General features: G+C 42.2%; 17 protein-coding genes. 12 read left to right on the top strand and 5 right to left on the bottom strand.

Annotated elements, in window-relative coordinates:
• Positions 1–29 precede the first annotated feature (29 nt).
• Both ABD772_RS16185 and ABD772_RS16190 read left to right on the top strand, forming a co-directional pair.
• Positions 30–1,727, top strand: a complete 1,698-nt coding sequence (locus ABD772_RS16185; RefSeq protein ID WP_345106802.1) for an amino acid permease — start codon at positions 30–32, stop codon at positions 1,725–1,727.
• Between the two features lie 68 nt (positions 1,728–1,795).
• Positions 1,796–2,050, top strand: coding sequence for a SemiSWEET transporter (locus ABD772_RS16190; protein WP_345106804.1), 255 nt, complete (start codon positions 1,796–1,798; stop codon positions 2,048–2,050).
• Here ABD772_RS16190 and ABD772_RS16195 read toward each other — a convergent pair whose 3' ends face one another.
• Both ABD772_RS16195 and ABD772_RS16200 read right to left on the bottom strand, forming a co-directional pair.
• Positions 2,051–2,848, bottom strand: a complete 798-nt coding sequence (locus tag ABD772_RS16195; protein ID WP_345106807.1) for a phosphatase PAP2 family protein — start codon at positions 2,846–2,848, stop codon at positions 2,051–2,053.
• Positions 2,849–2,938: 90 nt separating this feature from the next.
• A complete protein-coding gene (locus tag ABD772_RS16200; protein WP_345106810.1) occupies positions 2,939–4,888 on the bottom strand; it encodes a KUP/HAK/KT family potassium transporter in 1,950 nt (649 codons plus the stop codon).
• 198 nt (positions 4,889–5,086) lie between these two features.
• Between ABD772_RS16200 and ABD772_RS16205 the strand changes: the two genes are divergently transcribed.
• From ABD772_RS16205 to ABD772_RS16250, 10 genes are all read left to right on the top strand, one after another.
• Complete coding sequence (locus tag ABD772_RS16205; protein ID WP_345106813.1) at positions 5,087–5,572, top strand: T9SS type A sorting domain-containing protein; 486 nt, start codon at positions 5,087–5,089, stop codon at positions 5,570–5,572.
• A gap of 135 nt (positions 5,573–5,707) precedes the next feature.
• Positions 5,708–6,319: a fumarylacetoacetate hydrolase family protein gene (locus ABD772_RS16210; RefSeq protein WP_345106815.1), complete on the top strand. Its 612-nt coding sequence runs from the start codon at positions 5,708–5,710 to the stop codon at positions 6,317–6,319.
• A gap of 77 nt (positions 6,320–6,396) precedes the next feature.
• Complete coding sequence (locus ABD772_RS16215) at positions 6,397–8,106, top strand: M23 family metallopeptidase (protein ID WP_345106818.1); 1,710 nt, start codon at positions 6,397–6,399, stop codon at positions 8,104–8,106.
• Complete coding sequence (gene bcp, locus ABD772_RS16220) at positions 8,106–8,567, top strand: thioredoxin-dependent thiol peroxidase (RefSeq protein WP_345106821.1); 462 nt, start codon at positions 8,106–8,108, stop codon at positions 8,565–8,567. Before ABD772_RS16215 ends, bcp begins: the two co-directional genes overlap by 1 nt.
• Positions 8,568–8,755: 188 nt before the next feature.
• A complete protein-coding gene (locus tag ABD772_RS16225) occupies positions 8,756–9,310 on the top strand; it encodes an RNA polymerase sigma factor (RefSeq protein WP_345106823.1) in 555 nt (184 codons plus the stop codon).
• A gap of 51 nt (positions 9,311–9,361) precedes the next feature.
• Positions 9,362–10,273, top strand: coding sequence for a hypothetical protein (locus ABD772_RS16230; protein ID WP_345106827.1), 912 nt, complete (start codon positions 9,362–9,364; stop codon positions 10,271–10,273).
• Between the two features lie 9 nt (positions 10,274–10,282).
• Complete coding sequence (locus tag ABD772_RS16235) at positions 10,283–10,774, top strand: hypothetical protein (protein ID WP_345106830.1); 492 nt, start codon at positions 10,283–10,285, stop codon at positions 10,772–10,774.
• Between the two features lie 112 nt (positions 10,775–10,886).
• Positions 10,887–12,074 carry an aspartate aminotransferase family protein gene (locus ABD772_RS16240; RefSeq protein WP_345106833.1) on the top strand — a complete coding sequence of 396 codons (1,188 nt, stop codon included), beginning with the start codon at positions 10,887–10,889 and terminating at the stop codon, positions 12,072–12,074.
• A 214-nt stretch (positions 12,075–12,288) separates the two neighbouring features.
• Complete coding sequence (locus ABD772_RS16245) at positions 12,289–14,568, top strand: glycosyltransferase family 4 protein (RefSeq protein ID WP_345106835.1); 2,280 nt, start codon at positions 12,289–12,291, stop codon at positions 14,566–14,568.
• Positions 14,568–15,572, top strand: a complete 1,005-nt coding sequence (locus ABD772_RS16250; protein WP_345106838.1) for a glycosyltransferase family 4 protein — start codon at positions 14,568–14,570, stop codon at positions 15,570–15,572. Before ABD772_RS16245 ends, ABD772_RS16250 begins: the two co-directional genes overlap by 1 nt.
• Positions 15,573–15,613: 41 nt before the next feature.
• On the opposite strand, the gene ABD772_RS16255 is transcribed toward ABD772_RS16250, so the two are convergent.
• The 3 genes from ABD772_RS16255 to ABD772_RS16265 form a co-directional block, all read right to left on the bottom strand.
• Positions 15,614–16,012: a hypothetical protein gene (locus tag ABD772_RS16255; protein ID WP_345106841.1), complete on the bottom strand. Its 399-nt coding sequence runs from the start codon at positions 16,010–16,012 to the stop codon at positions 15,614–15,616.
• Positions 16,013–16,216: 204 nt separating this feature from the next.
• On the bottom strand, positions 16,217–17,716 hold the full coding sequence (locus tag ABD772_RS16260; RefSeq protein WP_345106845.1) for a glycoside hydrolase family 130 protein: 1,500 nt from the start codon (positions 17,714–17,716) through the stop codon (positions 16,217–16,219).
• Between the two features lie 137 nt (positions 17,717–17,853).
• Entirely contained in the window at positions 17,854–18,774 is a 921-nt protein-coding gene (locus ABD772_RS16265) for a DUF58 domain-containing protein (RefSeq protein ID WP_345106849.1), read from the bottom strand.
• Positions 18,775–18,934: the final 160 nt, after the last annotated feature.

Here is an 18,934-nt window from a genome sequence, read left to right on the forward strand (position 1 = left end):
TTTGATAGCTTTGCAGCAAAATAAGAATAATGTCAAAAGGTATATTTCGTAAAAAATCAATCACTAAAATATTAGACGACGTTGCCTGTGGTTTTGGCGACGAACATTCAGGTACCGGCTCGCAGCTTAAAAAAGAGCTGAACGTGCGTGACCTTACCCTCATGGGTATAGCTGCAGTAGTAGGTGCCGGTATATTTTCGACCATTGGTGAAGCGTCTTTTTACGGGGGACCTGCGGTTAGTTTCTTATTTATCATTACAGCCGTTACCTGCGGATTTTCGGCACTTTGCTATGCCGAGTTTGCCTCGCGCATCCCGGTTGCAGGCAGTGCTTATACTTATGCTTATGCTTCGTTTGGTGAGTTGATTGCCTGGATAATCGGTTGGGATTTACTGATGGAATATGCCATTGGTAACATTGCGGTAGCTATATCCTGGAGCGGTTACTTTCTCAATTTGCTTGAAGGCTTCGGCATTCATGTACCGGAATATTTGACTATGGACTACTACTCGGCGTTTAGAGCACATGAACAGGTACAACAGTTAGCCGCCGGCCATAATCTGACCCCAATAACTGATTCCATGAAAGCTGGCGCCAACGCCTGGGCCACAGCCCCCGGCTTTGGCGATTTTAAGCTGATAGCTAACATGCCAGCGCTGCTTATTGTAATCATCATCACCTACCTGGTTTATGTGGGCATCCGCGAAACCAAGCGGGCCACCAACGCTATGGTATATTTAAAGATTGCTATTATCATAGCAGTAATACTAATTGGCTGTTTTTACATTACGCCAGCCAACTGGCACCCCTTTATGCCAAATGGTTTTAGCGGGGTGATGAAAGGTGTGTCGGGCGTATTCTTTGCTTATATTGGCTTTGACGCTATATCAACTACTGCCGAAGAGTGTGACAACCCACAACGCGACCTGCCACGTGGCATGATCTACTCGTTAATTATTTGTACTGTTTTATATGTCCTGGTAGCGTTGGTGCTTACCGGCATGGTAAATTATAAAGAACTACAGGTTGCAGACCCGCTGGCATTTGTGTTTGGCAGAGTGGGGTTAAATAAGATCAGTTATGTAATATCTATTAGCGCGGTCATTGCTACCGCCAGCGTACTGCTGATCTTCCAGCTAGGCCAGCCACGTATTTGGATGAGCATGAGCCGCGATGGTTTATTACCCAAAGCATTTTCGCGTATCCATCCCAAATATCATACACCTTCATTCTCTACGATAGTTACCGGCTTTGTAGTAGCCATACCGGCACTCTTCATGAACCTGACCGAAGTTACTGACCTGACGAGTATAGGCACTCTATTCGCTTTTGTACTGGTTTGTGGCGGGGTATTGCTGCTACCCAAAGAATCGGCACATAAAGGGCGTTTTAAATTGCCCTATATAAACGGCAAGTTCATTGTGCCCGTATTATTTATAGCCGGCATGATAATTCTTTGGAAACCGATGCTTGAGTTGTTTTCTGTTGATAATGCGCATCAGAATTTCCCAATGTTCCTGTTCATTATTCTCGCAGCTGTATTAACAGTGCTGGCGTTTATCAAGAATTTGTCGCTTATACCGGTTTTAGGGTTGATGAGTTGTTTTTACCTGATGACACAATTGGGTTACACTAACTGGCTGCGCTTTTTAATATGGCTGGTACTGGGCCTTATAGTCTATTTCACTTATAGTTACAAAAACAGTCGCCTGGGTAAAGCGGCCTGACATACAAAGTAATAGTGTACTTTTTACACTATTACTTTGTATATTTGCATTGCCCTAATATCGACACAATGAACTATATAGAAATTATTGGCTTAGCTGCCGCTTTTTGCACCACTATTTCGTTTTTGCCGCAAGCAGTTAAAACTATCCGCTCAAAAAACACCGAGGGTATTTCGCTATCCATGTACGTAGTTTTTACAGTTGGCACCTTTTTATGGCTGCTGTATGGTGTTATGGCGCATAGCCTGCCGGTTACCGCCGCCAATGCTGTTACGTTTTTATTTGCAGGCATAATTTTAGGTTACAAGCTCAGATACAGGTAATCACAACTGCATAGCCAACGCCACTCCAGGCATACCATACTGGTAAGTTGGTATTAGCGTAGCTGTCTTACCCGATTTACCTTTATGCGTTAAAAAATCGCGCATGTAAGGATAAATATAGTACGCGGCTTTGGTTGACAATATGCCGAAACCTGCCCCTGCAATAGTATCGCTAAACCAATGATCGCGATTTCCAATTCTGAACACGCCGGTTAGACCAGCAACAGTATAACCGGCTACCCCATACCAAACCGACTTACCGGAAAACTCCTGCGCTAAGAATTCGGCACCCATAAAAGCGGTGGCGGTGTGACCCGATGGAAATGACAGATAATTCTCGCCATTAGGTCGTAAACGGTGCGTAGCGCGTTTGGTTATACTTAAAGAGCCGCCAAGTATGCTCGCCGACAATCCAAGTATTATTGTCCTGTCCAGGAAACGGTTCTTGCCTGCAATACCGGCTAAATTCAGCACATATACGGCTGCAACAGGCGAAAACTGAAAATAACTTTCGGCAACCGAATGGAAGGTTGGAATGTGATCTTTAACCTCATTACGGATAAAATAATCCCAGCGCCGAATAGGATGAACCGGGAATGACAAGGCACCATAGCTTATCAAAGCCAGCGGCGGAACAAAGGCCCATGCTTTGCTACGCAGTTTAGGCACCGTATCGGGCGCCGTTAAAACGTCTTTCTTTATTGTATCGGCCAGGTTTTTTTTTGTAGTATCAGTTACCGCCTGGGCGAAAACTGTATGTGATGTTAAAAATAAAAATGCTATTAATATATACTTCATAGTGATATTAAATAAAGACTCTAAGTTATTCCTACAATCTGTTTTAATATTGAAGTAATATTATGTTAGCGCAAATGGTTTTAAAAAAAATCAAACAGTAACGCGGGTAATCTCTACGCTTTCCGGAGCCGCCAGCATCAATGGAACTTTTTCTATGGTTACGAAACTAAGGTCAAGGCCAAAACCGCGCTCTTCAGACAAACTTATCTTTTTCAGATATCCATAAAATGCCATGATAGCCTTTTCGTAAAAAGTCAGATTGTGCGAACGCGAAAGCACCTTCTCGATCACCACGAAACGAAAATCGCCTACAATTTTATGTTTGTTGAGTGATTTATAGCTGCTGGTGATATCAACTTCGCCATTTTTAACCAGGTCTTCAACTACACGTCTGAATAGCAGGTTAATTTGCTGCTCGATACGGAAACCCAGTTTAAAGTCAATACGGATAAGTTTATTCGGTACCAGGAAATCAACTTCATACTCTTTTTTATAAGGCTCATCAACTACATCAACGTGTACCAGCCAGTAAACGTCGGCACGTTTAGGTTGTTTTTGCAGTATGGAATAAATGATCTTTGACTCAACCTCAGAGTTGAAATTAGCGCTGGTTAGATAAACCAGCTGCGAGGCGTATTTTGGTACGGTTTCGTCCTCGCTCAATTCCTTCAGGATATTGTAGTAATCATCAATCTCAACAAATTTAACATAGCGATTTCTGATTTTTCGAGCTGTATGCCAGGTCCACATCACAGAGAACAATATGGCACCTATTGACAAGGTAAACCACCCACCATCGACAAATTTGTTCAGATTACCGTATAAGAAAGTTCCCTCGATCAGGATATAAATAACCAAAAACGCATTCACCATGTAGTTTGGTACCTTTTTGCGACGAAGGAAGCGTGACACCAATATGGTAGTCATCAACATGGCGACAGTAATACTCAAACCATAAGCGGCCTCCATCTTGTCTGAATGTTTAAACAACATGACCACCCCAATACAACCGGCGCACAGTAACCAGTTAACGCTCGATACATATAGTTGGCCTTTTTGCTCACTGGGATAATGTATCTTAACCTTGGGCCATAAGTTTAATCTTACCGCCTCAGCTATGAGCGTAAATGATCCTGATATCAGCGCCTGGCTGGCGATAATAGCCGCTACAGTAGCCACCCCGATACCAAAATTCAAAAACCAACCGGGCATGATTTGGTAAAAAGGATTAAGCAAATTAAGGTTGAGCAATTGGCCATTATGTTGCAATAACCAAACTGCCTGCCCCAAATAATTTAATATTAAACAGGTTTTAACATATACCCAGCTTATTTGAATGTTTTGGCGTCCGCAGTGGCCCAGGTCTGAATACAAGGCCTCGGCTCCGGTGGTACACAGAAACACCGCACCCAATATGATAAATGCATGATAGTGATTACTGGTTAGCAGTTTAAAAGCATAGTAAGGGTTTAACGCACGAATTATTGTAGGATCTTGCACAATATAGGTAATACCTAACACCCCCATCATGGTAAACCAGACAAACATTATTGGCCCGAAAGCTTTACCCACCATTGAAGAGCCAAATTGCTGGATAATAAATAAACCTCCTATTATAGCAATTACTACAGGCACCGTATGTAAGTGCGGAAACTGAGGCACCAAACCTTCGACGGCGGCTGATATGGTAATAGGTGGCGTAATTATACCATCGGCCAGCAAAGCGCATCCACCTACTATGGCAGGAATAATGAGCCATTTTGCCTTGCGCCTAACCAGCGAGAATAGGGAGAAAATACCGCCCTCGCCTTTGTTATCAGCACGTAAGGTTATAACCACGTATTTTAAGGTTGTTTGCAGGGTGAGCGTCCAGAAAATACAGGACACTCCGCCTAATACGAGGATATCTGAAATATGTTGACTGCCAACTATGGCTTTGAAAACGTATAGCGGAGAAGTACCAATGTCTCCGTAGATAATTCCTAAACTGATGAGAAGCCCCGCGGCTGTCAGTTTTTGTAGATCTTTATGTTGCGACACTATGTTATGGATAAACGCACAAAAGTATTAAATTATTTGAGTTACAACTTAAAATTTATGTAAACGTATAAGTAAAATATTTGTTAGTGAAGCTAAACAGCATTGTTAAAAATTGTTAAATTGTGCAATAATGCCTTTGAAATTGAATTTGGTGAAAAGTTTATTTATACTTTTGTAACGTAAAATTAAATGTAAGGCATGAGGAGAATTTTTACTTCTTTTTATTCGTGGATATTGATTATTGCTATGGCGATATCCCTGAATTATGCCTCAGCCAGACCGGTAAAGCCAAACCTGGGAGATACTATTAATTACAATTTGCTTAAGAGGAAACCAAAAAAAAGTTTGTTGCCCAACATAGCCTTGCCCCCTATAAAGCCTGGTATTATTTCAACAACGCGTCCGGTTTTTCCTACCGACAAATTGTTGAGCAACGTAGAGGTATATCCCAACCCGATAACTGACCAGATCAACCTTAAGTATGTAATATCGCGCAACTCAAATGTCACCATCAAAATGGTAGATGTGCTGGGTAATGATGTGCTGACACTATTTTCGCAACGCGTTGAGCCCGGCGAGCAGGTCTTAAACCGGGCTATCAGCAGTAAAATCAATCGCGGGTTCTATTTCATCCGTGTAGTTGCGGGTACCGAGTCGGTTATTAAACGCATCTCCTTGCTGTAATCATCAGTGAATTGAGTGCGTTTTGAATGAGTGCGTGTCGTCATTTATTATTATTAAAACCATTCATTAACTTAGCCACCGGCTGAATTATCATTGACTAATTCAGTCAATTACACATTCACTCATTAAAACACTATGAAGATCATTGCCATTGGCCGCAACTACGCCGAGCATGCACACGAGCTCAATAATCCTGTACCTACTGCGCCGGTAATTTTTTTAAAACCCGATACCGCTTTATTAAAAGATAACAAACCTTTTTATCATCCGGACTTTTCTCAAGATTTGCATCATGAGCTGGAGATCGTCTTAAAAATTGACAAAGAGGGCAAGCATATCAACGAAAAATTTGCAGCTAATTATTATGAAGAGATTGCCCTTGGTGTCGACTTTACCGCCCGCGATATCCAATCGCGCCACAAAGAAAAAGGTTTGCCCTGGGAGTTGGCCAAAGCCTTCGACAACTCAGCACCGGTAAGCAATTTTGTACCTAAGGCTAAATTTACGGATCTGTATAACCTGAATTTCCACCTGGATGTTAACGGCCAGCGCAAACAAACCGGCAACACCAGTCGCTTGTTATTTTCGTTCGAGTATATTATTGCGTTTGTATCGCGCTATATAACCCTAAAAAAAGGCGACCTGATATTTACAGGCACTCCGGCCGGCGTAAGCCGGGTAAATGTTGGTGATCACCTGGAAGGCTATTTAGAAGGCGAAAAGTTGATAGATTTTTATATTAAATAGTCTCTGCGGGGCATTAATATTTGAACTAACTCATTTTTCTTAAAACTCCCGGCCCAGCCTGACTGTATACTATCTTGATGAATAAATATTGCTATCCCCTACTACTTTTACTAAGTTTTACTAGTATCTACGCACAAAATCCCATACAAAGCCGCGACTATCCGCAGGGTTATTTTCGCTATCCGCTTGATCTGCCACCAGCTGTGGCCGGCGGTTTTGCAGAGCTAAGGCCCAACCACTTTCATGCCGGTCTTGATTTCAGAACCAATCAGCGCACCGGTTATCCGGTACATGCCGCTGCCGACGGTTATGTATCACGGATAAGGGTTCAGTTTGGCGGCGGAGGTAATATAGTTTACCTTAATCATCCTAACGGTTACACCACCGTTTACATGCATAACCAAAGTTTCGCGCCAGCTATAGCCAAAGTAGTGCGAGATTATCAATATGAGCATCAACTGTTTGAGGTTGATTTTAACCTGCTACCGGGACAGATCAATGTCCGTAAAGGCGATGTAATTGCTATCTCCGGCCAGTCAGGCGCTGTTGCCGGGCCGCACTCACATTTTGAGATACGCGAAACCAAAAGTGAGCAGACCATCAATCCACAGTTATTTGGTATTACTATCCCAGACCGTGTTGCCCCCTTTATAAGCGCCATAGGCGTCTATCAAATCGGCAACCGTCCATTCAGCGAGCATACGCCGCACCAATTTTTGTCAGTAACCGGCGCATCGGGTAAATACCGTTTGCTACGGCCGCAAGTTATAGAGGTTAGCGGCAATACCGCCTTCGGCATTTCAACCAATGATATGAACAGTGCTTCGACCAATCGCAATGGCCCATATTCAATACAATTAAATATCGATGGCAAAACTGTTTACACCTTTGCTGCCGAACGTTTTGCATTTGACCAAACTCATGCTATTAATGGCTATATTGATTACCCTTCGTTTGTCAGGGAGCACCGCTTTATGCAAAAATGCTTTGTGCCGCCAGGCAGTCATATTTCGTTGTATCCACAATCAGTCAATAGGGGTATTGTAAATTTTAATGACGACCAGGTGCATGACGTAGAATACATTGTAAAAGACGTGGCAGGTAATACATCAACCATCAATTTCAAAGTACACGCTACCCCCGCTCCGCCACCAGGAGCCACCAAACCTCCGTCAAACTTATTTTATTATGATAAGGTGAATGTATTTACCACTTCAAGGCTGAAAGTTATCGTGGATATTGGCAATTTGTACGACAATGTTGAGTTCACCTACGATAGCCTGGATAGAAAATCCGGTAAATATTCCATCACTCATCGCATCCATAACAAAATGACACCGATACATGATCGTTACGAGATCTGGATAAAACCCGACGTAAGCCTGGGGAACCTGGCCGATAAGGCGGTAATTACCGGCAGCGGCGGCTTATGCGATAGTTGTACCTACGAAAATGGCTACGTTAAAGGCAAGGCCCGATCATTCGGTGAATTTTATATCACGCTGGATACGGTGCCACCGAACATTGCACCACTCAATATTCATAATGGCGCAAACATGGCCAAAGCTCGCGGAATATTTTTCCGCATTGGCGACAACCTTACGGGCGTAAAAACCTACAATGGCAAAATTGACGGCAAGTGGGTTTTGATGCAGTGGGATTATAAAACTAAGGTGTTAAGTTATACCTTTGATGATAGCATTGAACATGGTAAACACAGCTTCGAGCTTGTTGTAGGCGATGCGAAAAACAACTTTACCCAATACACCGCACAATTTACAAAATAATGGCAACACCCACAGCAGGCAGCAAAGCTCCCGATTTTACAGCTAACGATCAAAATCGTAATACGGTTTCTTTATCAGATTTCAGGGGAAAAACAGTTATACTTTATTTTTACCCAAAGGATGACACACCAGGTTGTACCGCCGAAGCCTGCGACTTCAGGGACAACTACCAGTCTTTAATTTCTAAGGGATTTGAAGTTATTGGTGTAAGTACTGACGACGAAAAATCACACAAAAAATTTGTGACTAAACATAACCTGCCGTTCCCGCTTATAGCCGACATCGACCACAGCATTGTGGAAGCTTACGGCGTCTGGGGCGAGAAAAACATGTATGGCAAAAAGTATATGGGGACCCTTCGCACCACTTTTATTATCGATGCAGACGGAGTAATAACGCATGTGATTGATAAGGTCGACACTAAGGCATCGTCTCAACAAGTGTTGGATTTGCTGGGGTAACGCCCCTCCAAAATCCTCCCCGAGGGGAGACTTTGAATACGACCAAAAAAAATTCAATAACTAAACTATAAGTCTACCTTTTGGGAGAGATTTATAGGGGTGAAAATTTTTCACTACTTTAGTAATGATGGTTAACTCAAACAAAAGTTTTAAATAACCATTAATACTAAAATTTAATTTTTAGACACATGCCAACACAGGTTGAAGATGCAGAAATACTAAGCAAGTTTCAGGACGAGCGTACCCGGAACGAAGCATTTAACCTGCTTCTGAATAAATACCAGCAGAAAATTTACTGGCACATCCGGCGTATGGTGATAGATCATGACGATGCCGATGACCTGGTACAGGACGTATTCATCAAGGTTTGGAAAAACCTGGCAGGTTTCCGTAACGACTCGCAGTTGTATACCTGGATGTACCGCATCGCCAGCAACGAGTGTATCACCTTTCTGAACAAAAAAAAACAAAAGAACAACATTTCTATTGAGGACGAGGCTTATAACCTTGCAGATACCCTGGCCGATTCCACCTATTTTAATGGCGATGCCGCACAGAAAAAACTGCAGAGGGCCATACTTACCCTGCCCGAAAAACAACGCCTTGTATTTAACATGAAGTATTATGACGATATGAAATATGAGGAGATGTCGCAGGTTTTGGGTACCAGTGTGGGTGCCTTAAAAGCATCATTCCATTTGGCGGTGAAAAAAATAGAGGCAATTTTATTGGAAGAAGATTAATTTTAAAAAGTGATTAAACCTTTTCATCTAAATTTCATCTATTAGTACATCATGGCAAGGGATATAGAAAATAAAGAGTGGCTGAATGACTATGAACAGCTTAAGCAGGTAAGTAAAACTAACCCGTTTAAAGTACCTGATGACTATTTTAATGAACTGCCGGGACACATAAAATCAGCTATAACGTTGGACGAGATGAAAGGTAATACTTTGCCCAAAGCTTTTACCGTGCCCGAAAATTACTTTGAAAAATTAGCTGTCAATATTCAAACCCGTATTACCGTCGAAGATGTTTTAGATACCCAAAACACGGGCCTTATTGTTCCGGAGCATTATTTTGACGAATTGAGCAGTAATATTCAAAGCCGTATACTAATTGCCCAGGCTTTAACAAACGCCGACGATAATTTAACAGTACCCGAAGGTTATTTTGCAGACCTTACCAATAAGATAAAAAGCCGTATTGCAGTTGAAGGTTTGCTGGCTACCGATACCGGACTTATTGTTCCGGAAAACTATTTCGAGAATTTAAGCAGTAGTATCCAACGCCGTATTGCGGTGGAGGAAGCTATGACAGGTATGGAAGATACACTGACTGTACCTGAAGGTTACTTTAACCGCCTTAATAAAGACATTTTAAATAAAACGGTAAATAAAAATATCGTAAAGCGCAAAAGCCCAATTATCCGGATGCTGTCGTCAAACGCATTTAAATATGCTACCGCAGCATGTTTTATAGCGATAATAGGCACCGGCGTATTTATGCAGTTAGAATCGCCAGAGGCTATTCATGACCGTTCTTTTTTACATAAAGAGTTGTCAACTATCCCGGTAAATGATATACAGAACTACCTGGAACAAAACCTTGACGGTACCGATACACAACATACTTTGGCTACAGAAAATCTGCCTGTTAATACAGATGATCTGAAAGCCGCTTTACAAGATTATACCGACCAATAAGAATAAGATATGCCATTGAATAAGTTGGGTAAACACATTTTTATTGTCTTATTGCTATCAGTGGTCAGCTATACGGGTTATTCACAAAACTTGCGCGTACAAGAACATCCGCGACGCCAGCAGCTTAGAGCTACAAGACCGACTAACCCTGGTATGCGCCGCATACAAGTAGTTAAAGAAGCCTTCATCAGCAGGCAGTTAAACTTAACCCGCGCCCAGGCCGATAAATTCTGGCCATTATATCGCCAATATCAAAATGATTTAATTGAGGTAAGGCGATTAAAGCGCCTAAATAATTCTGACGCTCAAGCAAACGGTGTTGAGCAGGTAAAAAAAGATCTTGATTATGATGCTCAATTGGTAAGTATCCGCAAACATTATAATGAGGAATTCTTAAAAGTGCTGCCGCCGGAAAAAGTGAGTCAACTTATTAAAGCAGAACGTGAGTTTAACGACGAGCTGGTGCGGAAACTGCACGAGGAAAATGCGAAATCTCAATAACCTCATCTAAATCCTCCACAGAAGGGAGGACTTTTAAACTTTATAATAAAAAAGTCTCCCGTACCCGGGAGAGATTGAGAGGGCGCCTACATTTTTTGTATTTTTGGGCGATATGTTAACCCTTCGTCAGTTATTTTTAGCCAACAACGCGCAAACTACCAGTTTCCCCTTATTACTTGAGTTTGAGCGGGCCGAAGGAGTACATCTATACGACTTGGCAGGTAAAGCTTATATAGACCTGATATCAGGCATTGGAGTAAGCAGCCTTGGCCATGGCAATCAGAAAATTATCGACGCTATTAAAACCCAGGTGGACAAATACATGCACCTGATGGTTTATGGCGAGTATGTGCAAACCCCACAGGTCCGTTTTGCAGAAAAATTACTTTCTACACTGCCGCACAATATGCAATCAGTATACTTTGTAAACTCGGGTGCTGAAGCGGTTGAAGGTGCGTTGAAACTTGCAAAGCGTTATACCGGTCGCCAGCAGATCATCGCCTGCAAAAATTCATACCACGGCAGTACGCATGGTGCGTTAAGTGTTATGGGCAATGAAGATTTCAAACAGGCTTATCGCCCATTGTTGCCAGGCGTTAGCTTCATTCGCTTCAATAAGACTGAAGATCTGCAGCTAATCACTGAAAATACTGCCTGCATCATTATAGAAACCATACAAGGCGAAGCAGGTATCCGCGTGCCTGACCATTTGTACATGCAAGCATTGCGCAAACGTTGCAATGAAACCGGCACGTTATTGATATTGGACGAAATACAGGCCGCTATGGGCCGCACAGGTAAATTGTTTGCCTTTGAGCATTATGGTATCGCTCCAGACATTCTCCTATTGGCAAAAGCGCTGGGTGGCGGAATGCCTGTCGGCGCGTTCGTATCGTCTAACCAAATCATGGATAGTTTGAAGGAAAACCCTATTCTGGGTCATATAACTACTTTTGGGGGCCATCCGGTTTGCTGTGCCGCAGGTTTGGCAGCGCTTGAGGTATTGTTAGATGAAAACCTGATTGCGGCCGTAGCCGAAAAAGAAGCATTGATGCGTAGTTTACTTATTCATCCTGCTATAAAACAAATCAGGGGTAAAGGCCTGATGCTGGCGATTGAATTGGATAGCTTCGACATTAACAAAAAAATTATTGATCGCTGTATTGCCAACGGTGTAATTACCGACTGGTTTCTACATTGCGATAACTCTATGCGCATTGCACCACCCCTTATTATCACTCCTGACGAAATTAAAAAAGCTTGCTTTGTAATTATTGAGGCTATTAGCTTTTACTGTTAGGTTACCCTAAATTTTCCTGGCGCATTGGGTTGGCCTTCCCTTCACAAATTTTGGTATGGTTTATGCAAAATGTAAAGCATACTACGAAAAAGTGCTTTCAACTAACAAAAAGACAGTTTTTGATAGCTTAGCTGCACACTTTTGTAGTCACTTTGATTATACGTCGCCCTAAAACCTACTATCCATGACCCGAACTAATATACTACCAAAAAATATGAAAATAGCTTATATATCAACCTATCCGCCCCGCGAATGCGGGATCGCTACCTTTAACCAAAACTTGATGGGGGCAATTGGATCAAATTTTCCAGAACGCAACGGGCTATTAAAAGGCGACTATGTGGTGGCGCTTAATGATTGTGAAGAGATCAGCCAATATGAATACCCGGAGGAGGTAAAATACATCATTCGTCAAAATCACCAAAAGGATTACATCCGGGCAGCAAATTATATCAACACCAGTACTGCCGATGCGGTAATATTGGAACACGAATTTGGCATTTACGGTGGAGAAAGCGGCATCTACATTCTGCCTTTGATTAACCGGCTTGAAAAACCGCTGATATCTATTTTACATACCATTTTAAAAGATCCGAGTTATGTACAACGGGTTATTATTCGAGAAATAGCAGAGCAATCGTCCAAGATCATTGTAATGAGTAACCGGGCATTGGATTTCCTAACTAATATTTATGATATCCCTGCCGACAAAATACAGATCATTGAACACGGTGTGCCAGACCTGGAAGCACCTGAAGATAACCCGGTTAAAAACCTAACGCCATTTAAAAATCGCCGTGTGCTGTTAACTTTTGGTTTGATTAGCCGAAATAAAGGGCTGGAAACCGTGGTGCGTGCTTTACCTCGTATTGTCAAACAACATCCGGATGTTATGTATGTGGTACTGGGTAATACTCATCCGGGCGTTATCAAAAACTCTGGCGAAGAGTATCGGGATCATCTAAAAACGTTAGCTAATCAGCTAGGCGTATCGCAGAACCTCGCTTTTGTAAATAAGTTTGTAGCTGAAGAAGAACTGATTCAATATCTTACTGCCTGCGAAATTTATGTTACACCATATCTGAACGAAGCGCAGATTACCAGTGGCACCTTGTCATATGCCGTTGGTGCGGGTGCGGCAGTAGTTTCAACTCCGTATTGGCACGCCGAGGAGTTGCTTGACCATAATCGTGGTCGTTTGTTTGATTTTAAAAATTCAGATGCACTGGCAGACATAATTATTGAACTTTTAGACCAGGACAGAGTGATTAAGGAGTTGCGTCAAAACGCCTACGAGTATGGCCTGCATCTGCGCTGGCCGGTTATCGGAGCTGAATATATTAAAGTTGCCCAGGAAGCCAGTTATGTGCACGATTATAGGGATAAGATATTAAAAAACAGCATTGTTGATCCGGAAATCATGCCAAAGTTTAGCCTGGCCCATGTACTGCGCTTAACCGATGATACCGGCATAGTACAACATGCTAAATACGGCATTCCTAACCTTAAAGAAGGTTATTGTCTGGACGATAATGCCCGCGCCTTAATTATGGCCCTGATGGCGCACAAGCGCAGCGGCAGCCGCGAGGCTTTTGAGCTATTGCCTATTTACCTGAGCTACATTCACTACATGCAAACCGACGAGGGTAACTTTCGTAACTTCATGAGCTTTAGCCGTCTGTATCTGGACGATGTAGGTTCGGAAGATTCGTTTGGTCGTACTGTCTGGAGTTTAGGTTATTTGATAGCATATGCGACGAGCAACTCGTACAAAGAGTTTGCTACCGAGGTGTTTCAACGCTCGTTCAGGCATTTCAAAGCATTAAGACATTTAAGAGGTATGGCTAACACTATTATCGGTATAAGCTTGTACCTGCAAATGCACCCAACCGATGAGGGCATGATTAACGAAATGATCAGATTAACTGATCCGTTAATTAAGGCTTATGATGAAACCCATACTGACGAATGGCATTGGTTTGAAGAAACCATGACTTACGACAACGCCATATTGCCACTGGCATTATTGCATTCGTCGCAAATTACCGGTAACGAGCGGGTTAAAGAAGTAGCCCTGAAAACTATGGAGTTTTTAGACAATCTTACACTTTCCAGCGGGTATTTAACACCGGTTGGGAATGAAGGATGGTATACGCGTGGCGGCAAATTCCCACTATATGACCAGCAGGCAATCGAAACCATGGCTATGGTGCTGATGCACTTCCAGGCTTACCAGATATTCCGTAAGCCTAAACATATCGAGAAAATGTTCCTATGCTATAAATGGTTCCTGGGCGAGAACAGTCTGCGTGCCCCACTGTACGACCACGAAACCAAAGGCTGTTGCGACGGCTTATTGCCAACGGGTATTAATCGTAATCAGGGCGCAGAAAGCACATTAGCATATCTAATATCGCATCTCACAGTTTTAGAGGCCTTCGAACTGGAGTATGAGTATAATCGTTTTCCACAAAAACTGGTAAGCGCTAAGTAATGAAAGCTGCTGTTTTATCACCTGTTGCCTGGCGCACACCGCCCAGGCATTATGGGCCGTGGGAACAGGTATCGTCAAACATTGCCGAGGGACTGATCAAACTGGGCATTGAGGTTACGCTGTTTGCTACCGGCGATTCAATTACCGCAGGTAAGCTGGAATCCGTTTGCGATAAAGGTTATGAAGAAGATCGCTCGCGGGATGCCAAAGTGCTGGAGTGCCTTCATATAAGCAACCTGATGGAAAAGGCTAATCAATTTGATATTATCCATAACAATTTCGATTTTTTGCCGCTTACTTATTCACGTCTTATCAAAACGCCGATGATCACCACCATACATGGTTTTTCATCGCAGCAAATTATTCCGGTTTATAAAAAGTATAACGATACCAGCAATTATGTCTCAATTAGTAACAGCGACCGCAGCCCGGAACTGAAATACCTGGCTACGGTTTATAACGGCTTAAACACTATTGACTTTGAATTTAACGAACAGCCGCAGGATTATTTATTGTACTTCGGCCGCATCCACCCGGACAAAGGCACCGCCGAAGCTATAGAAATTGCCCGCAAAAGCAAACGCAAGCTTTTAATTGCCGGTATTGTACAGGATGAGAGTTATTTCAAAGAAAAAATTAAACCGCTATTAAATGACAATATAGCCTACATTGGCAGCGCCGGACCAGAAAAACGTAATGCGCTTTTGGGCAATGCTATCGGCCTTTTGCATCCTATCAACTTTGCGGAGCCGTTTGGTTTGAGTGTAGCCGAGTCGATGTTATGTGGCACTCCGGTCATCGCTTTTAACAGGGGCTCCATGTCTGAGTTGATTAAAGACAACCAGACGGGCTTCCTGGTAAATACTGTTCATGAAGCTGTTGAAGTAGTTGATGAGCTTAAAAACATCAATCGTAGAACCTGTAGAGATTGGGCTCAGTCTCAATTCTCATGGGAGAAAATGGCTGATGACTATCTCAAGTTGTATCAGCAAATATTAGGTTGATGACCTTAACAACTTACCCATGTTTCGAAATCGGTAAGTTGTTAAGCAGTTAGTTCAATATCGAGGTTTAAACCATCTTCTTTTTTATCATCAGCTGGCTGGTTGTCGTAATTCATCAAAGGTCTTAACTTAGCTTCCTGCAGTTGTTGGATATCATCGGCATTGCTATGTTGATAGGTTGGCGCCGGTATGTGATCAGCATATTTATAGCCTAAACGCTTATTTTCTTCCTCAATAAAACTAAATAATTCGCCCAGGCACGAGTGCACGGCCTGCAGGTATTTGTAGTTAGTTGAGGTTAGAGATTTGCCGGTGTCGTCCGGGCCTTTACCCGGCTCGCAAAAGTTAAGTTTTGTAATTACACCATTAATTAGCTCAGCCTCAAACTTGCCCTCATTATGCCAGGTGAGATGGTTTTTTATTTCTCTGAAATGATCCATAGGTACGGTAAATTTAATTCCATATAATTGTAATTAACGTGCACATTATTAGCTAAATACTGTTAATAAATCACATACAAGGGACATGCCAATTTACGCCCGAAACACAAAAGGCCCTCAGTTTAAAACCAAGAGCCTTTTAAAAAATAAAAGCTAAATACAGCGTCTATTATTTAATACACAATGCCCAGCTTTTACTCATTACTAAGCGGTAACTTTTCTATCCTCTTTCTTCATTTCCTTCGCATCTTCTTTAAACTTGGCCATCAATTCATCAATATCAATCTCCGCAAATGAGGTTGAATAATCAGACAAGCCATAGGGAATAATGATCTTATTGTTATTAATTATTGATCCGCACGAATAAATAACGTTCGGGACATAACCTTCGCGTTCATCGCTGTTTGGTATCAGTATAGGCTCCTTCAAACGGCCAATCTCAACTTCCGGGTCGTCCAGCTTCAGTAAGCTGGCACCCAACACATAGCGACGCATAGGGCCAACACCATGGGTAATTACAACCCATCCGTGTTTGGTCTCGATTGGCGAGCCGCAGTTACCTATCTGCACAAACTCCCAACTAAATTTTGGTTTTTGAAGCAGTATTGGTTTCTCCCAGATGTTGATCTTATCGGAGTACATGATATAGTTATTACAGCCGTCGATACGGGATATCATCACATACTTGCCATGGATCTTTCGGGGGAATAATGCGAGGTTCTTATTCTGCGCGCCGGCGCCATATAAAGGCATTATCTTGAAATTATAAAAATCGGTAGTTTGAAGCAGCTTAGGCATGATCAGCGCACCGTCGTAAGCTGTGTAGGTAGCGTAGTAAACGCAGCTGCCATCATCGTTAATAAACTCAACAAAGCGGGCGTCCTCAATACCCTTTCGCTCATATTCAGATATCGGGAAGATAACACGATCTGAAATATCGGTATCCAACGAAAAAACAATTTCGTAATATGAATCGGCCAGCCAAAGCACTTTATCATATTCCAACTTTATCATATCGTTCTCCTGCATTTTTTGTGAGTCGATAATAATGCGGCGCAGATTTGAGTATTCAAAATGATGATCAAGTTTGGCTTCCAGTTCGCGCAGAACATCGATGTTGATTTGGGTCACAGCGGCCTTATCAAAAAACAGTTTCTTATTATAAACCGCATTACGCACAATCTCGGCCTCGTCGATATAGTTACCTGCCGGTAACACCGTAATATTATTGTTTTTGTCGATCAAAGCACGTCGGAAGGTAATTGATGATATGTGCCCCTCGCCTACTGCTCTGAAACTCATAATCACCCTGCGTTCGCCCTCTGACAACTCATTTTGATCCGGATCTTGAACAATAGAGGGATTAAAAAACGCTGCCGATTCAATAGAGTATTCATGTGTAAAATATGACCCTATCAATAATTTACGATATACTGTTAAGGTATCATAATCTATATTCAGTTCTGAAAAAAATGGTTTCAGTTTAGCACAGTGGCGATTTAGTACCCGGGTGATGTTACGATGCCGTTTGGAATACTCCTGTAATAAGGGCGAAATAATACTGAAAGCTTCCTCCTCACTTATCTCGATAACACGCTTTAGTACCTCTTTGGCGCGATCATTACCATTAAAAAAGAATCTTGCAATAACACGTTTAGGATCTGGATTAACTCTTATAGGTTTACGTTCAACAGATAGCTTCATAAATAATTAGTGAGTTTATGTTTTAACACATACCTGCGCAAATTGATTTGGTTTATTTGATTTTTTGGCGAAGTCTCGTTGATTGAGTTGTGTTGACAAACTCCTCACTTAGTCGACCTAATTAAACTACCCACCAACTACACCATGCTGTTTCTTTTGATGAGGTATGATTTAAGAATATTGTAATAGCCATCACTGATGGCCGCTTCAACCATGTCAATATGGTATTGTGCGCACTTAAGCGCTAACTGGTGCCTATAATTTCGTAATGCCGATTGATAAGCCTCGCGAATCTTACCCGGATGCACCTTAACCTCATCGCCACTCTCTATATCGATAAAATGATGCGGCCGGTTATCAAAACTAAAATCCTGCTCTTTTTGCTTATCGGTGACATTGAATATCACTACTTCGTGCTTGTTGTATTTTAGGTGCTGTATGGCAGCAAATAGTGAGTTCATCTTTTCAGCGTCCAGGTTATTCTCCAGCATATCACTAAAAATGATTACCAATGAGCGCTTATGAATTTGCTCGGCTACCTGGTGCAGCACATGGGTAATATTGGTAGCCGTATTTCTTTTGGGATTGTTATACAGTTTTTCCAGCTCGGCATACAGGTAAAACAAATGTGCCGATGTAGATTTTACCGGGCCTATCCAATCCATTTTATCTGAGAAAACCCCCAGCGCAAAGGCATCGCGCTGTTTTTTGAACAGGTACATCAATGAAGCTATAGCGTAGATAGAAAATTGCAGCTTATCGATTCCCTTTTCCGGAAAATTCATGGATGACGAGGTATCCAACAGCAAATAACAGCGCAGATTGGTTTCTTCCTCAAATTGTTTTACAAACAGTTTATCGGTACGGGCCATCAGCTTCCAGTCTATATTTTTCACAGACTCACCATTGTTATATAACCTGTGCTCAGCAAACTCGACCGAAAAGCCGTGAAAAGGGCTTTGATGCAGGCCGGTTATAAAACCTTCCACCACTTGCCTGGCCAGCAGCTCGAGGTTGGCTAATTGCCGTATTTGCTGATCGTCGTTTAACTGAGACATGATTAAACTAATGTAGTTAATACCTGTTAAAAGTGAGTCGTCCTAAAATAGGTTGACAGAAATTAATGGTTAAAGATAGTCCTTGTTGGGTAAAACCGGCAAGGATTTTTTATTATGTACGATTTGAGGTGTTTGATAGTTCAATGCCAAATGTGGTCTG

The sequence above is a fragment of the Mucilaginibacter panaciglaebae genome (assembly GCF_039539265.1).
In the GTDB taxonomy this organism is placed as follows: Bacteria; Bacteroidota; Bacteroidia; order Sphingobacteriales; family Sphingobacteriaceae; genus Mucilaginibacter; species Mucilaginibacter panaciglaebae.

Excerpts from the sequence above, each read along its gene's own strand:
- ABD772_RS16225 (WP_345106823.1), top strand. The coding sequence starts at position 8,756 with ATGCCAACACAGGTTGAAGATGCAGAAATACTAAGCAAGTTTCAGGAC.
- ABD772_RS16260 (WP_345106845.1), bottom strand. The coding sequence starts at position 17,716 with ATGAAGCTATCTGTTGAACGTAAACCTATAAGAGTTAATCCAGATCCT.
- bcp (WP_345106821.1), top strand. The coding sequence starts at position 8,106 with ATGGCAACACCCACAGCAGGCAGCAAAGCTCCCGATTTTACAGCTAAC.
- ABD772_RS16205 (WP_345106813.1), top strand. The coding sequence starts at position 5,087 with ATGAGGAGAATTTTTACTTCTTTTTATTCGTGGATATTGATTATTGCT.
- ABD772_RS16235 (WP_345106830.1), top strand. The coding sequence starts at position 10,283 with ATGCCATTGAATAAGTTGGGTAAACACATTTTTATTGTCTTATTGCTA.
- ABD772_RS16250 (WP_345106838.1), top strand. The coding sequence starts at position 14,568 with ATGAAAGCTGCTGTTTTATCACCTGTTGCCTGGCGCACACCGCCCAGG.
- ABD772_RS16265 (WP_345106849.1), bottom strand. The coding sequence starts at position 18,774 with ATGTCTCAGTTAAACGACGATCAGCAAATACGGCAATTAGCCAACCTC.
- ABD772_RS16190 (WP_345106804.1), top strand. The coding sequence starts at position 1,796 with ATGAACTATATAGAAATTATTGGCTTAGCTGCCGCTTTTTGCACCACT.
- ABD772_RS16195 (WP_345106807.1), bottom strand. The coding sequence starts at position 2,848 with ATGAAGTATATATTAATAGCATTTTTATTTTTAACATCACATACAGTT.
- ABD772_RS16230 (WP_345106827.1), top strand. The coding sequence starts at position 9,362 with ATGGCAAGGGATATAGAAAATAAAGAGTGGCTGAATGACTATGAACAG.
- ABD772_RS16240 (WP_345106833.1), top strand. The coding sequence starts at position 10,887 with ATGTTAACCCTTCGTCAGTTATTTTTAGCCAACAACGCGCAAACTACC.
- ABD772_RS16255 (WP_345106841.1), bottom strand. The coding sequence starts at position 16,012 with ATGGATCATTTCAGAGAAATAAAAAACCATCTCACCTGGCATAATGAG.
- ABD772_RS16185 (WP_345106802.1), top strand. The coding sequence starts at position 30 with ATGTCAAAAGGTATATTTCGTAAAAAATCAATCACTAAAATATTAGAC.
- ABD772_RS16215 (WP_345106818.1), top strand. The coding sequence starts at position 6,397 with ATGAATAAATATTGCTATCCCCTACTACTTTTACTAAGTTTTACTAGT.
- ABD772_RS16210 (WP_345106815.1), top strand. The coding sequence starts at position 5,708 with ATGAAGATCATTGCCATTGGCCGCAACTACGCCGAGCATGCACACGAG.
- ABD772_RS16245 (WP_345106835.1), top strand. The coding sequence starts at position 12,289 with ATGAAAATAGCTTATATATCAACCTATCCGCCCCGCGAATGCGGGATC.